The 20,505-nt window shown below is 49.4% G+C and carries 15 protein-coding genes; all 15 read right to left on the bottom strand.

The window, feature by feature from the left end:
- Positions 1 to 3: 3 nt before the first annotated feature.
- The gene (locus tag ACUY4Q_RS08780; RefSeq protein ID WP_458047296.1) at positions 4 to 3,927 is read right to left on the bottom strand and encodes a glycosyltransferase; all 3,924 of its coding nucleotides are present in this window, start codon (positions 3,925 to 3,927) and stop codon (positions 4 to 6) included.
- The gene (locus tag ACUY4Q_RS08775; protein ID WP_458046653.1) at positions 3,917 to 5,263 is read right to left on the bottom strand and encodes an ABC transporter ATP-binding protein; all 1,347 of its coding nucleotides are present in this window, start codon (positions 5,261 to 5,263) and stop codon (positions 3,917 to 3,919) included. Before ACUY4Q_RS08775 ends, ACUY4Q_RS08780 begins: the two co-directional genes overlap by 11 nt.
- Positions 5,253 to 6,005: an ABC transporter permease gene (locus ACUY4Q_RS08770; RefSeq protein ID WP_458047295.1), complete on the bottom strand. Its 753-nt coding sequence runs from the start codon at positions 6,003 to 6,005 to the stop codon at positions 5,253 to 5,255. The genes ACUY4Q_RS08775 and ACUY4Q_RS08770 overlap by 11 nt, the downstream gene beginning before the upstream one ends.
- A gap of 115 nt (positions 6,006 to 6,120) precedes the next feature.
- Positions 6,121 to 7,059 (bottom strand): glycosyltransferase family 2 protein, encoded by a 939-nt coding sequence (locus tag ACUY4Q_RS08765; RefSeq protein ID WP_458046652.1) that lies wholly within the window; start codon positions 7,057 to 7,059, stop codon positions 6,121 to 6,123.
- A 4-nt stretch (positions 7,060 to 7,063) separates the two neighbouring features.
- Entirely contained in the window at positions 7,064 to 7,612 is a 549-nt protein-coding gene (gene rfbC / locus ACUY4Q_RS08760) for a dTDP-4-dehydrorhamnose 3,5-epimerase (protein WP_312297348.1), read from the bottom strand.
- 15 nt (positions 7,613 to 7,627) lie between these two features.
- Positions 7,628 to 8,518 carry a dTDP-4-dehydrorhamnose reductase gene (gene rfbD, locus ACUY4Q_RS08755; protein WP_312154783.1) on the bottom strand — a complete coding sequence of 297 codons (891 nt, stop codon included), beginning with the start codon at positions 8,516 to 8,518 and terminating at the stop codon, positions 7,628 to 7,630.
- A gap of 27 nt (positions 8,519 to 8,545) precedes the next feature.
- Complete coding sequence (rfbA, locus tag ACUY4Q_RS08750; RefSeq protein ID WP_312154780.1) at positions 8,546 to 9,412, bottom strand: glucose-1-phosphate thymidylyltransferase RfbA; 867 nt, start codon at positions 9,410 to 9,412, stop codon at positions 8,546 to 8,548.
- 15 nt (positions 9,413 to 9,427) lie between these two features.
- Positions 9,428 to 10,516: a dTDP-glucose 4,6-dehydratase gene (gene rfbB / locus ACUY4Q_RS08745; protein ID WP_458046651.1), complete on the bottom strand. Its 1,089-nt coding sequence runs from the start codon at positions 10,514 to 10,516 to the stop codon at positions 9,428 to 9,430.
- A 413-nt stretch (positions 10,517 to 10,929) separates the two neighbouring features.
- Entirely contained in the window at positions 10,930 to 11,823 is an 894-nt protein-coding gene (galF, locus tag ACUY4Q_RS08740) for a UTP--glucose-1-phosphate uridylyltransferase GalF (protein WP_458046650.1), read from the bottom strand.
- 177 nt (positions 11,824 to 12,000) lie between these two features.
- A complete protein-coding gene (gene wcaM, locus ACUY4Q_RS08735) occupies positions 12,001 to 13,416 on the bottom strand; it encodes a colanic acid biosynthesis protein WcaM (protein WP_458046649.1) in 1,416 nt (471 codons plus the stop codon).
- 12 nt (positions 13,417 to 13,428) lie between these two features.
- Positions 13,429 to 14,649 carry a colanic acid biosynthesis glycosyltransferase WcaL gene (gene wcaL, locus ACUY4Q_RS08730; RefSeq protein ID WP_458046648.1) on the bottom strand — a complete coding sequence of 407 codons (1,221 nt, stop codon included), beginning with the start codon at positions 14,647 to 14,649 and terminating at the stop codon, positions 13,429 to 13,431.
- A complete protein-coding gene (gene wcaK / locus ACUY4Q_RS08725) occupies positions 14,646 to 15,923 on the bottom strand; it encodes a colanic acid biosynthesis pyruvyl transferase WcaK (RefSeq protein ID WP_458046647.1) in 1,278 nt (425 codons plus the stop codon). The genes wcaL and wcaK overlap by 4 nt, the downstream gene beginning before the upstream one ends.
- 84 nt (positions 15,924 to 16,007) lie before the next feature.
- The gene (wzxC, locus tag ACUY4Q_RS08720) at positions 16,008 to 17,486 is read right to left on the bottom strand and encodes a colanic acid undecaprenyl disphosphate flippase WzxC (RefSeq protein ID WP_458046646.1); all 1,479 of its coding nucleotides are present in this window, start codon (positions 17,484 to 17,486) and stop codon (positions 16,008 to 16,010) included.
- 62 nt (positions 17,487 to 17,548) lie between these two features.
- On the bottom strand, positions 17,549 to 18,943 hold the full coding sequence (wcaJ, locus tag ACUY4Q_RS08715; RefSeq protein WP_458046645.1) for an undecaprenyl-phosphate glucose phosphotransferase: 1,395 nt from the start codon (positions 18,941 to 18,943) through the stop codon (positions 17,549 to 17,551).
- Positions 18,944 to 19,029: 86 nt separating this feature from the next.
- Entirely contained in the window at positions 19,030 to 20,400 is a 1,371-nt protein-coding gene (gene cpsG, locus ACUY4Q_RS08710) for a colanic acid biosynthesis phosphomannomutase CpsG (protein WP_458047294.1), read from the bottom strand.
- Between the last annotated feature and the right edge of the window lie 105 nt (positions 20,401 to 20,505).

Genomic DNA, 20,505 nt, shown 5'->3' with positions numbered 1-20,505 from the left:
TATTTACGGTTTCTTAATAGCAAATAAACCGTCACTCAGTACCAATGAAAGATTAACATTGTAAGCGGGATCCTTTGGCAGGATGTCACCATAAAGAGCTTCCATCGAAGCGATTTCTTGTTTGAAACGCTCGATTTTCTCTGGCGCCAAATCACTCCCTCGGGTGGCAGACTCATGGTGATAGAGTTCTGCAAACGGCGTCCACAAGTTGTGATACCCAGCCTGATGAACGCGAATGCAGAAATCGACATCGTTAAACGCTACAGCAAAATCTTTTTCATTTAAGCCGCCAACCTGCTCATAGATTTCTTTACGGATGACCAGACATGCAGCGGTCACCGCCATGAAATTTTGCACCAGATTCGCACGTCCAAAATAGCCTGGGTCATTGCGGTGAATACCCAGATGGGCATGCCCTGCTATGCCACCGAGTCCGAGAATAACCCCTGCATGCTGAACGGTATCATTGGGATAAAGCAGTTTCGCACCGACCGCACCAATCTCAGGACGCAACGCCTGACTCACCATTTCATCCAGCCAGTCAGGGGTGATAATTTCAATATCGTTGTTCATCAGGCAAAGTACTTCGCCCTTCGCTTCCCGCGCGGCTACATTATTCAGGCGCGAGAAGTTGAAATTACCGTCATCGCGAATAACGGTGATGTTATCCTGCGCGTTGAGTTCTGCGAAATAATCGAGTGATTCTTGTTCATCACTACCATTATCAATCAGGACGATTTCATAATGCGGGTAGGTGGTTTTTTCGCGGATACTATCAATGCATTGCTTAACCAGCGCCTTTGCATTACGCGTAGGAATTATAATGCTGACCAACGGCCTGTTTTCCGGCAATTCATACTTAACCCGTAGCATCAACATGCCGGGTTTCGCTTCCATGACCTGCGCCGGGATGTTATTGCGCTGGAGATACTCTTCAACAGCTCTGATACCCGCGAGGAAGGCATAAGGTTTTTGATCCCCACCAGATGCCGTACTGCCAGGAATAATTCGCCAGTGGTAAAGAATTTCCGGAATATGAACGATTTGATTTTCGCTGACGTGATCGAGACATCTCAGCACGAGGTCATAATCCTGACTTCCTTCCAGACCTTCACGGAAGCCACCAATTCTATCAATGATCTCTTTTCTGAAGACGCCCAAATGAGAGAACATATTCTGGGAGAGGAAAAGATCGCGGTTCCAGTCTGCTTTAAAGTAAGGATCGCAGCGCACGCCATCCGCAGAAATTTTATCTTCATCAGAATAAATCAGTTGCACACCCGGATGCGCATTGATGGTTTCCACTACCCGATGCAGTGCATGAGGCGGCAATAAGTCATCCTGATCCATCAACGCAATGAAATCCCCCGTCGCCAGCGCGATGGCAGAATTACTTGCGTTAGAGATATGGCCATTTTTCTCGCGGAACACGACTTTAATACGCTTATCACGAGAAACGAACTCATGAAGCGCCTTGATAGTCTCTTGCGCCGTAGACGCATCATCAGCAATGCACAGTTCCCAGTTCGGGTAAACCTGATTGATCAGTGAATCAACGGCTTCGCGTAAATATTGTACCGGTGCATTGTAGCAAGGCATCACGATACTGATTAATGGCTGTGACGCAAATCCAGACTGCTGTGACGCAAACAGGGCCAGCTTTTCTGAATCAATTTTCTCACATTCGCTAATCCATTGCTGATAACCAAATGGCTGTGGTGCGTCAGGCGTTACCACCGGATTCATTTCACGCTGCACTCTACTGGTGAATGCTTTAAATCCGTAAACACGATAGCGCTGGTATAACCACGTGCATAATGGCTTATAGCCACCGAGCTGATTTTTTTTATTACTGATGAGATGGTTGGCTTTAACCGCATTGGTTTTAAGCCAGGCAGCTTTAGTTCGCCCCCGACGGTGCAATGCGCGCGCTACACGTTTTGAAAAACGAAGCGGTTTGGTCACCTTCCAGCTAATAGAATTCACGATGAGCGCTTTTTCAGCCTGCAGCCCTGCAATAGCAGCATGCAAAGAGGTTATTTCATCTCCTTGCGACACAAACTGACTCAGCTGGGTATCAATAAGATTTTGTTGTGTGTCTATCTGATTTTTCAGATTGTCAATTTGACTCTGCTGGATATCAATTTGACTTGTTTGGATATCAATCTGATTCTGCTGAAAATCAATTTGATTGGTTAAGTTTGTCACATGAACATGAGTAGCCTGGAGTTCATTATGCAACACGGCTTTGTCATGCTTAAGCTGACTAATATTCGCCCGATAATGAATCGTTGAATTCACGGCCACCTCAAGCAAAGACTGGAATTCACCGCCGCCTGCCTGCTCGGAAAATTGCGCTTCTTCCTCTGCCCATTTTTCAAACACTGTTGAATCAAGCTCGGGCCAGATATGCTGCAGAATCTGAGACGCCAACGTGAAGAACGTTGCTGCATCGACCTGCGATGAATTCTCAAACGATTTAATACGGAATAATGAATGGAAAACACCGCGCCAGGCAATAAAGCCGAGCTCGCTCTTTTTACCGTCATCCCATTCTTTATCGAATACCGTATAGTTACCCTGCTCATCTTTGATGATATTGAAAGGCAATGCGTCAAAGTAGTTGTTAGAAATAAGCGTCGACGTAGCAGGAATAGCTCCATCAGGTGTAGCGGAGATTATGGCAAGCCATTTTTTGAAAATATTCGCAACGTCGTCAATGGTCCAGTCACGTGTATTGACGATCTGCACAATTTCGCGCCACAGGCTTTCACCATGTAAAAAACTTTCCTGCGAGGCGATCTGGGTATCACTGACTGAGAGGTTTTTTGCCAGCACACCAATTTGATTATCAGAGTTCAGAGCAAAGAGTGTCTCTTTGTTATTGCCCTCAGAGCGCGCGTCGGAATAATGCCATGCAAGAATGTTGTGATCGTATAAATCAGCGTCAGTCTCAGCCCCCGCAACGATAAGAAAAGAGTTACAGAGCTCCGGCGCAAGATTGTTTTGCCAGACAACATGGTTAAACTGTTCAAGTGAAAAATGGTAATCGGGCACGCCTTGCACATCTGCAGCCACCGATTCAACGGCCAGTGATGACAGTTCAGCAGAATAGTTCTGTACACCTAACGGTGAAACGACCGTTACCGGTAATTTATACTCCGGCAGTGGAATAAACTCATCCTGCTGAATAAAGCCAGCCTCAGTAATTAACGCTTTCAGCTCTTGTCGTGCGTAGGTTCTTACCGATTCAGTCGTGTAGGCATCATTAATCCCTACCATAGGTATGGCGAGGTGATCTTCATTAGCCCCGGCGAGGTATTTTGCACCGACTTTATTTTCAATCGCGACAAAAAGCTGCCCTGCTGCACCTAACCGTGCCCGGCAGCTTTGCAGTAATTTATGGTTGCCGTTTTCACCCAGGAACATGTTGGCGTATTCAAGTACGCCAATAAGCAGAACGGCATCGAACTCACCAAGATCCGGCAGATCATCACTTGGGCAACACACGATCGTGACGTTTTCCATGTCGGAGCAGCGCTTACTCGCAATACGCGCCCGGCGGATGCTTCCTTCGACAGAAAGTACTGTTGCACCTGCTTCAGCCAGAAAACGTGTCACCGCGCCGCAACCACAGCCAATCTCAAGGACGCGTTTCCCTTTAAACCAGTTTTTGAAAGGTTGTAATAGGTTTGAGCGACGGGAAGACAAATGATACAGCGATGGCCAGTCTTTGATAAAAGGTTTTAGTTCTTCAGAAAATACGCTGTGATCGTGCGTCTGATCCAATACAGAAATAAGATAGTTTTCCTCTTCATCACCATCGCTATACATGAAAGGCGCGACAACATCCTTGGTCCAGACGTTGATGTCTTCGTTAAACACGAAGGAGGAATTCGTTAGTATATTTTTCATATCATTTTGCATCACAGCTAATCTTCGCCCCTAAATCTACCAGGCCAATGAAATCGGTTGTCGGTTCGATAGTAATATGTATTGAATCATAACGGCGATCGTGAGGAACTACATTCCCACTCGCATCACAGCTGGCAATACCCACGGAGACAAAATAATCCCCTTGGTATAGCTGGACAGGCATAACGACTTCAATATCCATTTCTTGCCCGGCTCGGGCAAAATCAATAACCGGAACATCTTGAATTTCAGTATTGGTGTTATAAATCGTCACGCCATCTTTTGTTTTAACTGCGAAGCCAAAAATAGGTCGAATGATATCTTGAGAGTATTTAACACGGAATTTGAAGGTGATGTCGGCGTTACTTTTCAAGATAACGGGGTACAACGATGAGCCTTGAGAGATAACGAAGTCGACTATCTCAGCGCATTTATCACCCCAGCGATATTCTGATGGGTTATAATTAATGCGGTTTTCGTAGGCTAATCCATCCTGCCATTCAACGCGCTCTGTTGGACTATTCAAAACGTCATCAGTGAGTTCGCTGGCATTCGTGTCTTTAGCATTATTTGCTTTACTGTTTTTACCAAACAGAAGATCCAAATACTGGTTAACAACCACCTTCGGTTTATCTTCAGTCAACAACAGACCTTCGTTTAGCAAAATAGCACGGTCACAATGTGTGACGATTTGTTCCGTTGCATGAGAAACGAAGAGGATGGATGTCCCGTTTTCCTTCAATTTCTTAAGTCGGTTAAAGCACTTCGCCTGGAATTTTGCATCGCCAACCGCGAGGGCTTCATCAACGATCAAAATCTCAGGATCAAGCTGTGCCTGAATAGCAAACGCCAGGCGAACCAGCATACCACTGGAATAAGAACGTACCGCGGAATCGATAAAATGGCCGATATCAGCAAAGGAGAGAATATCATCAAGCTTATTATCGACCTGTTCTTTACTGAGCCCCAATAGCGATGCATTTAGATAAACGTTCTCACGGCCTGTAAATTCATTATTGAATCCGGCGCCCAACTCAAGCAAAGCCGCCACTCTGCCGTTAATCTCAACGGCACCCGTGGTGGGTGTCAGGGTACCGGCAATAATTTGTAACAGCGTCGATTTCCCCGACCCGTTTTTGCCGACGACCCCCAATGTTTCACCTCGAGGCAAAACAAAGTTTATATCCTGAAGAGCCCAAAACTCGTTGTAATGAAGGCGTTCAACACGTTCTGAGTGCTCAACTTTTTTATCAAAAAGAATTTGTTTGAGCCGCTGTACAGGCTTGTTATACACCTGATAACACTTACTAATATTGTTTACGACAATGGCATTGGTATCAGATGACATCTGCAAATCCTTTTCTGGTTTTCTGGAACCAGATATAACTCAACCACATGCACACCAGCGAAGCTGCTGTGTAAATAAGAAGCCCTTTGAAATCAGGCAATCCGCCCCAAATGATCACTTTCCTTGACTCCTCAATGATAAAAGTCAATGGGTTGATCATTACGACGTGTTGGAATTCTACCGGGAGCGCAGAAAGAGGATAAAATACAGGCGACAAAAATAATAATAGCGTAGTGATGATACCGATTAACTGCCCAATATCACGCATATACACGCCTAATGCAGACAGGAACCATGAGGCAGACACGGTGAATATTACCATTGGTAAAAATACCAAAGGGGCAAATACCACTGTCCAGTGAGGTATACCATTAAAAATTGTGAAGGCAATAAGCAGTACGACAAAACTGATGATGGTGTGGAAGAGTACCGACAATAAGGTAACCACGGGAAGAACTTCTAATGGGAATATGACTTTCTTAACATAATTGGCATGTTGCAAAATCAAACCCGGCGCGCGCATGAGATTTTCAGCCAGGAAACCATGGATGATCATGCCAACAAACAGAATTAACGCAAACTGCGTTTTGGGTTCGTCTGCAGCGCCGTGTCCCCACCGAGCCTTAAAAACCACTGAAAAAACAAAAGTATATACAGTTAACATAAAGACCGGGTTTATCAAGGACCAAAATATCCCTACAAATGAACCTTTATATCGACTGATGATATCTCTTTTACTCATTTCAAAAATGATATTCTTATTCTTGTATAAACAGCTGATAAGAGACCATAGTGATGAGCTATGATTTTCAAGTTGAACCACTATCTTTACCTCACTGCAATTCTCGCCGGAGAACCTAGATTTTTTTAAATGCTACGGCAATGAAAAACGCCAGCGTCCCAAAACCAGTTTGGCGATATAATTTAATCTCAAGAAATTTCATGATACGTTCAAAAAAAGTTGCAGACCGGGCGCGAATAAAAGTCTCGAGAATAAGGCGATTTTCATCCGTAAGCGGTAAGCGCATCACATTTAACGCATCGAGATTGCACTGGATCCATTTTTGAAAATGCCCATCAAATAAACCATTGATTCTGCGGAATCTGGCACGCCAACCAAGATTGGAACCAATGATATTACTTGTATGCTGCCGATACTTTATCGTTGGGCTTTCATCATAAATGACATCACCACCACAGCCAGAAATCACAATATAAATCCACCAGTCATGCGAAATGATTTTATAGTCATGAGGCGTGAGGCAGATTAATTTTCTGGCCGGCGCATTGAACATCATCGTATTACCACCAGCAATACTTTGAATAAGTGCATTTTTAAAGGAAGGCGCTTTTTCAAATAACGGTGAATAACCAATACATTCGTTGAATTCATTGATCAACATCGTACGGCCACAGTGCAACGCTGGCCGACCTTCGTTGTCAGCTTTTAGCGCGTTCAATTTGTTCAGGCTATGTTCAAGCTTGGTGGTTAACCATTCATCATCTTGATCGCTAAAAGCATAATAATCAAAACCGTCCCCACTCACCTCTAATAGAGAGAGAAAATTCCAGGCAAACCCTTTGCCTGGTCCTTTCACAATGTGGAAGCGTTCCTGACCTAACGTTCTCTGGTACTCCTCAAGGATGGCAAGGGTGTCATCGGTAGAGCCATCGTCAGACGCAAAAATTTCCCAATTGCTATACGTTTGAGCAACGATAGATTCGAGCTGTTGGCGAAGGAATTTTTCGCCGTTGTAAGTGCAAATTAGTACAGCAATCTTTTTATTAGCAATCATATTCTTAGCGATAAAGGTCAGCTGTTGAGAGAGTCAACCCTTGCTCGTCTTTAGCCGAAAGCACAATGTCGTCAATATTCGGCCAATCAATGGCAATCTCAGGATCGTTCCAGATAATGCTACGTTCAGATTGCGGCGCATAAAAATTCGTGGCTTTATATAAAAATTGAGCTTTATCGCTCAATGTCAGAAAACCATGAGCAAAGCCTTCTGGAATCCATAATTGGCGTTTATTTTCTGCGCTTAGCACCACGCCCACCCAGCGACCAAAAGTCGCGGAGCTTTCGCGAATATCAACAGCGACATCAAAGACCTCGCCTTCTACACAACGCACCAGTTTGCCCTGGGCATGCGGAGCAAGTTGATAATGCAATCCACGCAGTACACCTTTTTGAGATTGAGAGTGGTTGTCCTGCACGAACTCAACTTTACGCCCTACCGTTTCTTCAAAGATCTTTTGGTTAAAACTTTCAAAGAAAAACCCACGAGCATCACCAAAAACTTTTGGTTCAAAAATAAAGACTTCAGGAATTTCAGTATTAATAATATTCATTATTTCTTCTCTGCTTTATTTTCCAAGCACTTCAGTAACGACACGTTGTACACCCACTTTCCAGTCGGGCAACGTCACTGCGAACGCATTCTGGAATTTCAGGTTCGACAGACGGGAATTGTGCGGACGTTTAGCCGGGGTCGGATAGGAAGAGGTATCAACACCGTTGACTTCCTTAATGGCTAACGTTTCACCCAGCTCAGTGGCAACTGAAAACACATACTGCGCATAGTCGTACCAGGTCGTTTCACCGCCAGCAACCAGATGATAGGTGCCGTGCAGGGATTTATTATCACGCTCGGTACGGATCGCTGTCGCCGTGCAATCAGCCAGTAGCTCTGCACCCGTTGGGGCGCCATACTGATCGTTGATAATGGACAAACTCTCTTTGTCTTTTGCCAGGCGAAGCATGGTTTTGGCAAAATTTGCGCCGCGTGTGGCGTAAACCCAGCTTGTGCGGAAAATGAAGTGGCGTGGGTTATGTCTGGCAATGGCCAGTTCACCCGCCAGTTTCGTTTCACCGTAGACATTCAGTGGCGCAGGCTGTTCATCTTCCTGACGGTAATGTTCACCGCCGCCGTTAAAGACATAGTCGGTAGAATAATGGATCAGCAGTGCACCCAGCCGGGCCGTTTCTTTTGCAATCACCTCAACACTGTCTGCATTGAGTAGTTGTGAAAGTTCTCTTTCGCTTTCTGCTTTATCCACGGCTGTATGCGCGGCAGCATTGACGACCACGTCAGGTTTTACAGTACGAATGGTCTGCGCTATTCCTTCCGGGTCAGTCAGATCGCCACACAGTGTTTTGTCGAAAAAATCGACCGCCACAAGCTCACCTAATGTAGAAAGGGAGCGTTGCAGCTCCCATCCCACTTGCCCGTTTTTACCAATTAATAAAATCTTCATTATTTCACGACCGTTGCAATGGCGGGGTTATTCGCTAATCAGATTTGCCAGATAACGGCCATAATCCGTTTTCGACAGAATCTTAATCTGCTCAGCAACCTGTTCTCTGCTCAACCACCCTTTGTGGAAGGCGATCTCTTCCAGACAGGCCACTTTCATGCCCTGGCGTTTTTCGATGGTATGAATGAACTGCGAGGCTTCGACTAAACTGTCGTGCGTACCGGTATCGAGCCAGGCGAATCCGCGACCCAGCAGTTCAACCTGCAATTCGCCGCGTTCGAGATACATCTGGTTCAGCGTGGTGATCTCCAGCTCGCCGCGGGCAGACGGTTTAACCTGCTTTGCCATTTCCACCACATTTTTGTCGTAGAAGTAGAGGCCGGTCACCGCCCAGTTGGATTTCGGTTTCAGCGGTTTCTCTTCAATGGACAAGGCTTTGTAGTTAGCATCAAATTCCACGACACCAAAACGTTCCGGGTCCTGAACCTGGTAGCCGAAGACCATGGCACCCTGGGTTAACTGCGCCGCAGCATCCAGTTTTTTGCCAAAGCTCTGACCAAAATAGATATTGTCACCCAACACCAGCGCACAGGGTTCATTATTGATGAACTCTTCCCCGATGATAAAGGCCTGGGCAAGGCCATCCGGCGAAGGCTGAACTTCATAGCTTAAGCGGATGCCAAACTGAGAACCATCACCCAAAAGACGTTTGAACGCCGGCATGTCCTCAGGTGTGGTGATAATTAAAATGTCACGAATACCTGCTAACATCAGGACAGAGACGGGGTAGAAAATCATCGGTTTGTCGTAAACAGGAAGAAGCTGTTTAGACACGCCTTGAGTAATAGGGTAAAGGCGGGTACCTGAGCCACCCGCTAAGACGATGCCTTTCATTATTATTTCCTTTAATTAGTCCGTAAGACCTAAACGTTCACCCGCGTAGGAGCCATCCATTACACGTTTCCACCATGCCTGGTTATTCAGATACCAGTGAACGGTTTTACGAATGCCGGATTCAAACGTCTCTTCCGGCACCCAGCCGAGGTCTTCTTTTATTTTATTTGCATCAATGGCATAGCGCAGGTCATGGCCAGGTCGGTCGGTCACATAGGTAATCAACTGATCGAAATGGCTGATGCCTTCGGGCTTGTTCTCGATAACGTCATCCAGAATGGCGCAGATGGTTTTTACAACATCGATATTTTTACGTTCGTTATGGCCACCGATGTTGTAGGTTTCACCTGCAGTGCCGCTGGTGACCACTTTGTACAGCGCGCGTGCATGATCTTCGACAAATAACCAGTCGCGGATTTGCTCACCGTTTCCGTAAACCGGTAACGGCTTCCCTGCCAGCGCATTAAGAATAATGAGCGGGATCAGTTTTTCAGGGAAATGATAAGGTCCGTAATTGTTTGAGCAGTTGGTGACGATCGTCGGCAGACCGTAGGTGCGACGCCAGGCGCGAACTAAATGGTCGCTGGACGCTTTGGAAGAAGAGTATGGGCTGCTGGGGGAGTAAGGCGTCGTTTCAGTAAACAGCGGTAAAGGTTCACCGGCAGGAACGTCATCAGGATGCGGCAGGTCGCCGTAGACTTCGTCCGTGGAGATATGGTGGAAGCGAAACGCAGCTTTACGGGTTTCGTCCAGTTGTGACCAGTATTTACGCGCGGCTTCGAGCAGCACATAGGTACCGACAATGTTGGTCTCAATAAACGCGGCCGGGCCAGTAATCGAGCGATCGACATGGCTCTCAGCGGCTAAATGCATCACCGCATCCGGTTGGTGAGTGGCGAAAATACGTGCCATGGCTTCGCCATCGCAGATATCAGCATGTTCGAAGACATAGCGTGCGTTGTCTTCGATTTCAGCTAATGATTCGAGATTACCTGCATAGGTTAATTTATCAACGTTAACCACGGCATCTTGCGTGTTATTAATAATGTGACGAACGACAGCAGATCCAATAAATCCTGCCCCACCGGTAACCAATATTTTCACGAGACTCTTCCACTTTGCTTTACTAGTTTTAGCTACATCACTGGATCAGTCAGACTGAGCCGCTGGCAGCGCAAGTTTCGGACATGCTACCGCCCCAGGCTCATAAGCTACCAGTGCACTGTGTGTAACTACCGACAATTTAGAGAAAAAAATATGGCTGATATTGCGAACGTTTATCGTTATCAGGCACAAAATGTTAAAAAGGCTATTTTCTGCTTAAATGGTTGCGGAAACAAGAAAAATCTCAATCCTTCAAGTAAGAAAAATCTCGCGCCAACCCATTTTTATTCGTTGATTTAACAGCAAAAATTAAAAAAAAACAGTGAGAATGTTCTGAAGCCAATCGCACCTCATGACCACCCACCACTGTTTTTTTTATAAGTTGGTTATTTCGTGAGAAATTTTATCCTCACTTACTGAGTCAAAAGTTTTTTAATGCTCTCGCGAAACTTCTGACCTTCCTTCAGGTTACGCAGGCCGTAGCTAACAAAAGCCTGCATATAGCCCATTTTTTTACCGCAGTCGAAACTCTCACCGGTCATCAGTGAAGCATCGACAGATTGCTTACTCGCCAGTTTCGCAATGGCATCAGTAAGCTGAATACGCCCCCAGGCACCCGGCTCGGTCTGCTCCAGTTCTGCCCAGATATCCGCAGACAGGACATAACGCCCTACCGCCATCAGATCGGAGTCGAGCGTTTGCGGCTGATCCGGCTTCTCAATGAACTGCACAATGCGGCTCACTTTGCCTTCGCTATCGAGCGGCTCTTTGGTCTGGATAACCGAGTATTCAGAGAGATCGCCGCTCATCCGTTTAGCCAGCACCTGGCTACGGCCGGTTTCGTTAAAGCGGGCCACCATCGAAGCGAGATTGTAACGCAGCGGATCGGCGGACGCTGAATCCAGCACGATGTCCGGCAGGACAACCACAAAAGGATTATCGCCAACGATCGGTCGGGCGCAAAGGATAGAGTGCCCCAGGCCTAAAGGCTGCGCCTGGCGCACGTTCATGATGGTCACGCCCGGCGGGCAAATAGATTGCACTTCGGCGAGTAACTGACGCTTAACACGCTGTTCGAGCAGCGCCTCAAGTTCATAGGAGGTGTCAAAATGGTTTTCAACAGCATTCTTTGATGAATGTGTGACGAGAACGATCTCTTTGATCCCTGCAGCCACAATTTCGTCAACAATATACTGAATCATGGGTTTGTCGACGATCGGCAGCATCTCTTTGGGGATCGCTTTGGTGGCGGGTAGCAAATGCATCCCCAATCCGGCTACCGGAATAACTGCTTTCAAATTAATCATTATTTCTTCCACCTATAAATGATTGATAAATTATAGACCTTCAACTTTTTTTCGCCAGTAAGTCCATGACGCATGTCGGCGAAAGATGTTACGCCGATTGTCGAAAAATTGCTGTAGATGTAATCCCAACCCCAGGTTTAAGTCACCAGGATTCTTCGCAATTCCGTTGACGCCCGTTCACGACCGCCGGGCGGGTAAACGGAAATTCAGGTTTTCCACATTTATAGTCTGATGATCGACACGGTCTATATCGACTGAATTTTCACCTTTCTCATTCACCGCCTTTATATTTGCCAACGACAGTAGCGTATCCTGCTTCGCCATAAAGCGACCACGCACATCTTTGCGTAAATCAAAATTAAGTTTGAGCGCAGGACCGATTTTCGCCTCCTGCATAACGTTGATATTTCTCAGAAAGAGATGCTGCGGTTTGTTGTGCAACTCCAGGCTGGCACGCCGTAAATTTAAGTTAGTAATAGCGACAAACGAGGTCGCATTGCCCGACGAAATTTGAATTCCGCGTAATTTATACTCACTTTCGCGGTTATCGAGTTGGATATCGTTAAGCTTGAAGTTTTGTGGGATGGACAAATAATCGCCTTTTATGACGCCGTAACCGATTAACATCCCGGCACTGTTTTCCATGTTCACGTCATCGATAACAAAATTATCACAACCATAAATAGCCACCGTTGCGTTATCAATCCCGGCTTTTTTGCTGTAATCCGGCGTAATATTTTTGGCTTTAATGTTACGAATAATAAAATGCTTACCGTTCTCAACATGGACAAGTTGTCGACAATGGCTGCCCGTAATATTGGCAACGACAAAATTTTTCACCGCCTGATCTTCAGGATAGGCATTGTCATAAGTGCTTCCTGCCAGACCGATACCGATGCCCCAGTTGATTTTGCCGTTGGTACAGTCGATATGGTCAATCACATGATCGGATATCAGGATATCGTGATCGTTAATGGCCACGTTCCATTCAATGGCATCGCCCTGCAAATAGCTGAACCGACTATTGGTGATGCGCGCGCCCGCAACCTGATTATGAAAACCCTGACGCAGAATGGCGTAGTTGGCTTTGGTGACGGTGATGTTATCAATGGTGAGATTGCGCATCACTTCGGGCTTCTTGCCCCCGATGTAGATCTGCGTAACCGGGCCATAGCCGCTCATACTCACCCCCTGGATTACGCAGTCGGAGCCCCGCACATCGAGCGTAAGGTTATACAGGCTGCCGCCCTTTTCACCGATCACTTTACTGCCATCCTGCAGCACGAAGCGTCCCCTGCCATTACTTTTTATTGTCCCGCGGACCAACAGGGTTTTACCCGGCGGAATAAATACGCCGGTGTTCATGTTTTCACACACTAACCCGGCGGGGATTTCCACGGTTTGCGCTTCCGTAAATCCCTGCTTTAACGCCGCAGGCCAGTCGGTGGTCTGATAACGGCGAATGTCTACCGAAGTGCCGTTTGTAGCCGCGCGTACCAGCGGGGAATGGAGTAACGGCAGCGCTGCCAGAGCGCTACCCGTGGCGAGGAATTTTCGTCGTGTAATGACAGCGTGAGCTTTTTTTTCAGACATACAACCTCTTCTTCAAAGCGCCTGGAGCAAGGTGGCAAGATTCTGATTGATGCGTTGCTGGTTAAAATCGGCTTCCACCTTTTCACGGGCGAGCGAGACAACAGGCGCAAGATCCTGGCTCAACATGCCGGAAAACGCAGCCAGCCGCTCGGCCAGGGCTACCGCATCATTTTCTGGCACCAACCAGCCTGACCTGTCGGCCTCAACCAGCTCAGGAATACCGCTATGAACGGTAGAAACGACCGGGATCCCCACGGCCATTGCTTCCATTAATGCCACCGGTATACCTTCCATATCACCGTCCGTTCCGGTCACCGAAGGCAGCAAGAAAACGTCGGCATCGTCAAGAATGGCTTTCACTTCATGACTGGGCTTAAAGCCCGGCATCTCAATCACATCTTCAAGCTGAAATTGTTCGATTAAGGTGCGCAGACGCCGTTCCCAGGGGCCGATCCCCAGAATGCGATACCGAAACGACACGCCCTGTGCTTTGAGCAATCGGCAGGCTTCGATGGCAACGTGCAGCCCTTTTTTCTCCGTCAGGCGGGCAACGGAGACAATTTGCAGCGGCGTACCCGGTGTTTTCACCGGGCGCAGGGTAAAGCGTTGGATATCGACTCCCATACGGGAGATAGCGATTTTTTCTGCCGGGCAGCCCATCGCCATCAGCCGGGATGCCCAGAGTTCACTGATCGGCAGCATCAAATCACCGCGCCGAAAAAGCTGCTGGTACTCCGGGGTATAGTGGTTCAGCACGTCCCGATGTGAGACATCAATCCCATGAAACACGGTGGCAATTTTGCCCTGCAACATACCCAGTTCACGCAATTTTGCTGCGGTTACCCCGGCCGGGCCAAAGTGCGCAATAAACACATCCGCATTGAAAACGCGTGGCGTCAGGCCACAGATAGCGGCCAGGATGAGATTCCGCGCTTCGTCACCGTAACGAGACATATTGAGCGCTTTCCAGGTACTCGCCCGCCCTGCACCACGTAAAATAGCCCGCCCACGGTAGCGCAGCTTCGCCAGTTTCCCCTCGGGCTCGTCGAGCAGCCAGTGGGTTTTCTCCGCCAGGCGGTATTCCGTCCAGGCGGCATGGGTGTTACTCAGGTCACCTTTATGCAAGGCGACGATTTCCACCTCATAACCCATGTTGATAAAAGCAACAATCTGGTTAAGAACGAACGTCTCGGAGGCGAGCGGAAATTTCAGCAGGAAGAAGCTGACTTTCATTTCGCCTCCCGAATACGATCGAGGACGGATTTCACCATTAACGCGCCTTTCTCCCGTTCCGCACTCACTGCCCCCGCCAGTCGCTGATTGAGCGCAGGCAGTTGCCCCAGCGTATCGGCCGCCATCGCGGCAAGGGAGCCATCCAGCAGGTGACGAATATCCACTGCCATCTCGGGCATGCCCAATTGCTTCATGATCCCCGCGGACTTGTGCTCATAGTTAATGGCAATAGCCGGGGTGCCAAAGTTCATCGAGATAATGGCGGAGTGCAGGCGCGTCCCGACCGTTAAATCGCATGCAGCCAGGATTTTACCCATTTCGAGATCGTTCAGCTCGTCCATCACCACGTGGTAACGCGCGGGGTCGCTGATATGCTTACGCAGGTTAAGCGCCACCATACGGTCATCTTTGTTGTAGCTGTCGATGCCGGTACAGGTAGAAAGCGCAATCACCTGCCAGCCTGCGTCAATCACACGATTCACCACCTCGGCAAAGGCTTTTTCATAGGCCTCCTGGGTGGTGCCCAGACGTTTATCAAACGGGGCGAGCTCACGTAAGGTAATGGCGACCGTTTTCTGCTGACTGGCCATATCGAGCCAGTGGCGAACCGCGTAGCTGGGAACAAAGTTTTCATCATCCTCAACCAGCCAGGCGGTGTCGACACCCTGCTCCACTTTCTCAGTGGTGATGTCGCTCTGCTTCATTAAGTCGAGGCTAACGCTTTCGCGCAGGATTAGGGCATCGCAATGACCAAAAGCATAGTTAGCGAGTTGATTGAACTGAGGATCCTGGAACGGCCCCACGCTATGGCCAATCATATAGAGCGGTTTTTTTGCCATAAAGGTACAGAGCGCATGTTCAAACTGCGGCGCACCATAGAGGTCGACAAAGAACGACCCGCCGACCTGTACGATGGCATCATAGTTGGCGAGCAGACGAACAAAATCGGTGAATCCCTGGGCAATAGCGATGTTGCGCAGTTTGCCGCTGTCGGTCACGCGTGAGAGCAGAACCTGATGCTGATAGCGACGACGGAGGATCTTCTTCACCCTGCCTACCAGCCCGGCGGCCGTGTTATGCGCTTTCATCTGGCTGTAAAGCGGATCGCCCATCACCGGGCGGTTCAAAAGCCAGGAGGAACTGACCGGATAGCGGCTCATCACGTCCACTTCAGCCTGGGGTTCAATGCGGGTAATCGCATCCAGTAACCCGCGCAGAATGGCGCTATCGCCACGGTTTCCGCAGGTGTGATTACCAAGAATTAATAGTTTCATACTGACCTCTTAAGGGGTTCTTTGTTCAACAGGTGCGGCCTGATGCCCTCACCCCGGCCCTCTCCCACTGGGAGAGGGGGAAAATTAACCTGCCCGCAGTAACGTTTTCATTCTCTCGTTGCGGCAAAACTGGCGTTTCATCTCTACCACCAGCGCATTGCGCGACAGCACAATCATCAGCGCATAAGCCAGTGCGCCTGCGCCAACCTGAAGCGCAAGTATGCCAGGCGTAGCGAGATGCCCCGCCAGCGCAAGACCCAGGCCATAGCTCACGGCAAGCGTCGGTAAAGAGAGATAGAACGGCAGCCACAGGCTGAGGATGTACTGGCGGTAGCTTGAGCCGAGCACCGGTTTTATCATCACGAAGTAGCTCAGAATGGTGTTGATAATCTGTACCAGCAGGAAGCCCAGCGTAACGCCAATGGCCCCCGCCAGATGACCGCCAATGATGATGGCGGGAATAAACAAGAAGGTTTTAAAGACGTTGAATTTAAAGCTGATATCCACTCGCGCTTTCGCCATCAGCAGCGAACCAATCGGATTTCCCACCGCCCGCAGCAGCCCAACGATGCACAGCAATTGCAAAATGGGAATGATGCTGTTCCATTTCTCGCCAAACACCAGCGGCACAAAATTATTGGAAACCACCAGCAGCCCCAACAGAATCGGGAAGTTGATGATGCCGACCACGGAGAGCAGCTTGTAGAAGTTAAGCCGTAGCTTTTCAGTGTCATCCTGAATTTTGGCAAATGCCGGGAACAATACGCGGGTAATGATCGGGTTGAGCTTCATTGGCGGGACCACGGCCACGTTGTAGGCCAGGTTATAGCCCCCTGCAACGCTTGCGCCCAGGATACGCGCCAGTACCAGCGTGGAGAGGTTGGTGTTCACGTAATTGATGATGCTGTCCGCGGTCAGCCAGGCGCCAAATTTCAGGTTAGCGCTGACCGAACGCAGTGAAAAATGCAGCCCCGGACGGTAAATTTTGCGGCCGAACCAGCCAAAGAGCAGTGTTCGCACCGCCGTGTTAACCAGATACCCCAAAATGGCGGTTAACGCCAACGGCCAGTAGAAGGCGCTTACCACGGTGAACGTAAAGCCTGCCAACACCGACAGGGTCTCGATGCTGCCGATTTTGTTAAACTCCAGCTCCTTTTGCATCAGCGCACGAAACTGCTGACCATGGGGGATCACCACGAACGCCAGCGACAGCGTTTTTATCAGCGGCGCCAGATCCGGGTTATTCAGGAGATCGGCAATCAGGTCGCTCAGGGTAAACATAGCCACGCAGACCACCAGTCCCAGCCCCACGTTCAGCCAGTAAAGGGTGGTCAGCTCCAGGTGGCTTATCTCTTTGCGCTGAATAATGGAGTTGGCGATGCCAAAATCCGACAGGGTATCGGCCAGCGCAATGATAACCAGCGAGACGGTCAGCAAACCGAACTGATGGTTATCAATGATGCGCGCCAGCACCGTCATCTGTACCAGTCCCAGGCCGATGATGGTCAGCGTCGCCATCGCTGACCATTTTGCCCCGCTGATGGTTTTTTCTCTCAGGCTCATGATTTTTCCCTTTAACCTGCCTCATAGGACGTTATGGGTGCGTTGCCCTACGGGGCGGGTTATTAATACGCTGCTTTATTAACAAAGCCCTTGAAAATAGTCAGAAAAACAATCTTGATATCGAACCACAAACTCCATTCGCGGATGTATTCCAGGTCGAACTCAATGCGTTTTTCCATTTTTTCCAGCGTGTCGGTCTCGCCGCGCCAGCCATTGATTTGCGCCCAACCGGTAATGCCGGGTTTCACTTTGTGGCGCAGCATGTAACCTTCGATCAACTGGCGGTACTGTTCATTGTGCGCAACCGCATGCGGGCGGGGACCGACTATCGACATTCCCCCCGTCAGCACATTGATAAACTGCGGCAGTTCATCAAGGGAGGTGCGGCGCAAGAAGCTCCCCACTTTGGTCACTCGTGGGTCGTTCTGCGTGGCCTGCGTCACCACCTTGTCATTCTCCATCACCTTCATAGAGCGGAATTTCCACACCATGATCGGTTTACCGTCCATGCCATAGCGTTTCTGGCGGAAGATCACCGGGCCCGCCGAGGTCATTTTCACCGCCAGCGAGATCCCCAACAGCACCGGAGAGATAAGCATTAAAATGAGAGAGGCAAGCACGATATCTTCCACGCGTTTGAGCACCCGGTTGATACCGGACAGCGGCGTGTCATACAGGGGAACGACCGGCACGCCATTCACTTCCTCAATACGTGAATGGAGAATGTTGAAGGTGAACACGTCCGGAATAAGGATGACGGAACAGGTGGTATCGGCCAGATCGCGCACCAGCTTCTTGATGCAGGCGGCATCGTTCATCGACATGGCGATATAAATGTTATGGATCTTACCAGCCCGGGCATCTTCGACCAGTTGTTCGAAGTTACCCACCCAGTCGCGCCCTACGCCACCGGCTTTGGCATCATGATAGACACCCACCACTTCGTACCCCAGCCAGGGCTCATTGCGGAAACTGTCGAGCAGAGCCTGACCGGCAGGCAGGTCGCCCACCACCGCCACCCGGCGGGTGTTGTAGCCATGGTTACGCAGCCAGCCCGCGGCAAAACGGATAACTCCACGGCAGATAATCAGTCCTGAACTGCTGAGCAGGTACCAGGCAAAATAGAGGGCAAAGGTGTTATTGAGTTCGCTGCGAAAAGCCACCAGACCGGCACTGAAAACAAAACTGAGCGTCCAGTTCTGCAACAATAAAACCAGTTCGGTCATAAAACGAACGCCACGCCATGAGCGATAAAAATCGGTCATGCCGCCGATCATCTGGAACACGACCAGCGTAATCAGGGCCATCAGCAGATGCTGATAAAAGAACGGCAACGTATTGAGCCTACAGACCACATATAGCCCACCGAACATGATGGTGATGTCTGAAAATCGCTGCACGATTGAGATTAACGATGCATTCGTTCTGGCCCGGTCGCGCTTTTTTAGATTTGTCATCGTTTTACCTGTTCATAAGTTCTGCCCCTCACGTCCTGCCCTCTCGGCAAAAAAGAGAGGGACAGGGTTAGGGGGAGAAACATGGATTACTGATTCAACAGCGCCAGAATGTCCTGTGTTCGTGCCTCCATCAGCGCGGCATTGCCCCGTGACTCGACGTTGAGGCGCACCACGGGTTCGGTGTTGGAGGAGCGCAAATTGAACCGCCAGTCCGGGAAGGTCATGCTGATCCCATCGGTGCGGTCAACGCTGAGGGCGCTGGCGCTAAAGTGCTGTTCGACCCGGGAGATCGCTTCAGCAGGCCTGACCAGGGTGCTATTGATCTCACCGCTCGCCGGGAAGGCCAGCATCCGGTCCTGCACCAGCTCGGCGAGGGTTTTGCCCTGCAGGCAAAGCAGCTCGGCCACCAGCAGCCAGGGGATCATGCCGCTGTCGCAGTAGGCAAAATCGCGGAAGTAGTGGTGAGCACTCATCTCGCCACCGTAAATGGCATCTTCCTGGCGCATACGTTCTTTAATAAAGGCATGACCGGTTTTCGACATCACCGGTTCACCGCCCGCTGCCGTCACCACATCGACCGTGTTCCAGGAAAGGCGCGGGTCATGGATAATTTTCGCCCCAGGGTTCTTCTCCAGGAACGCCTGTGCCAGCAGCCCCACAATGTAGTAACCCTCAATGAACTGGCCGCCACCGTCGAAGAAGAAGCAACGATCAAAGTCGCCGTCGAAGGCAATACCCATGTCCGCACGGTGCTCAATCACCGCATTGCGGGTGTCGTCGCGGCACTCGGGCAGTAACGGGTTAGGAATACCGTTAGGGAAGTTACCGTCCGGCGTGTTATGCACTTTGATGAACGTGACCGGAATATTGCGCGCTCTGAAGCGTTCCTCCAGCGCATCAATTACCGGACCCGCAGCGCCGTTGCCGGAATTAATGACCAGCCGCAGCGGGGTGAAATTCGACAGGTCGACATAGGTCAACAAGTGGTCGATGTAGGCGTCGCGCAGATCGATTTTTTCGTAGCTGCCGCGCTTATCGGGATCGACGGGCGGGAAGTCATTAGCCTCCGCCAGGCGTTGCACGTCACGAAGGCCCGTGTCGCCACTGATGGGACGTGCCCCTTTGCGTACCAACTTCATACCGTTGTAATCCATTGGATTATGGCTTGCCGTGACTTCGATGCCCCCATCAACGCCGAGGTGGAAGGTAGCAAAGTAAATCTCTTCGGTGCCGGAAAGGCCGATATCCAGCACATCCACACCCGCATCCTGCAGCCCTTTTGCCAGCGCCAGTTTTAAGGTTTCGCTGGTCAAACGGACGTCGCCGCCGAGAACGATAGTCTTCGGCTTTAAATATTCGCCGTACGCACGACCAATGCGCCACGCAATATCTTCATTGAGTTCTGAACCCAGCTTGCCGCGAATATCGTAAGCTTTAAAACAGGTTAATTTTTCCATCATTACCTCGTTTTCAGGCAACAGTTCGCCCTCTCCGCTGCGGAGAAATTTTATTAAGTGTTATTTCTGCTCTTTCGTCTGCCGGTTACGCCCTGCGTTATCCGG

It is taken from the genome of Phytobacter cepae (genome assembly GCF_054165735.1).
Note: the sequence above shows the minus strand (reverse complement) of the source record. Positions and strands in the feature narration are given on the sequence as shown.

Excerpts from the sequence above, each read along its gene's own strand:
- galF (WP_458046650.1), bottom strand. The coding sequence starts at position 11,823 with ATGATTAATTTGAAAGCAGTTATTCCGGTAGCCGGATTGGGGATGCAT.
- wcaL (WP_458046648.1), bottom strand. The coding sequence starts at position 14,649 with ATGAAAGTCAGCTTCTTCCTGCTGAAATTTCCGCTCGCCTCCGAGACG.
- rfbD (WP_312154783.1), bottom strand. The coding sequence starts at position 8,518 with ATGAAGATTTTATTAATTGGTAAAAACGGGCAAGTGGGATGGGAGCTG.
- wcaJ (WP_458046645.1), bottom strand. The coding sequence starts at position 18,943 with ATGACAAATCTAAAAAAGCGCGACCGGGCCAGAACGAATGCATCGTTA.
- wcaK (WP_458046647.1), bottom strand. The coding sequence starts at position 15,923 with ATGAAACTATTAATTCTTGGTAATCACACCTGCGGAAACCGTGGCGAT.
- wcaM (WP_458046649.1), bottom strand. The coding sequence starts at position 13,416 with ATGTCTGAAAAAAAAGCTCACGCTGTCATTACACGACGAAAATTCCTC.
- ACUY4Q_RS08770 (WP_458047295.1), bottom strand. The coding sequence starts at position 6,005 with ATGAGTAAAAGAGATATCATCAGTCGATATAAAGGTTCATTTGTAGGG.
- ACUY4Q_RS08775 (WP_458046653.1), bottom strand. The coding sequence starts at position 5,263 with ATGTCATCTGATACCAATGCCATTGTCGTAAACAATATTAGTAAGTGT.
- ACUY4Q_RS08780 (WP_458047296.1), bottom strand. The coding sequence starts at position 3,927 with ATGCAAAATGATATGAAAAATATACTAACGAATTCCTCCTTCGTGTTT.
- wzxC (WP_458046646.1), bottom strand. The coding sequence starts at position 17,486 with ATGAGCCTGAGAGAAAAAACCATCAGCGGGGCAAAATGGTCAGCGATG.
- rfbA (WP_312154780.1), bottom strand. The coding sequence starts at position 9,412 with ATGAAAGGCATCGTCTTAGCGGGTGGCTCAGGTACCCGCCTTTACCCT.
- ACUY4Q_RS08765 (WP_458046652.1), bottom strand. The coding sequence starts at position 7,059 with ATGATTGCTAATAAAAAGATTGCTGTACTAATTTGCACTTACAACGGC.
- cpsG (WP_458047294.1), bottom strand. The coding sequence starts at position 20,400 with ATGGAAAAATTAACCTGTTTTAAAGCTTACGATATTCGCGGCAAGCTG.
- rfbC (WP_312297348.1), bottom strand. The coding sequence starts at position 7,612 with ATGAATATTATTAATACTGAAATTCCTGAAGTCTTTATTTTTGAACCA.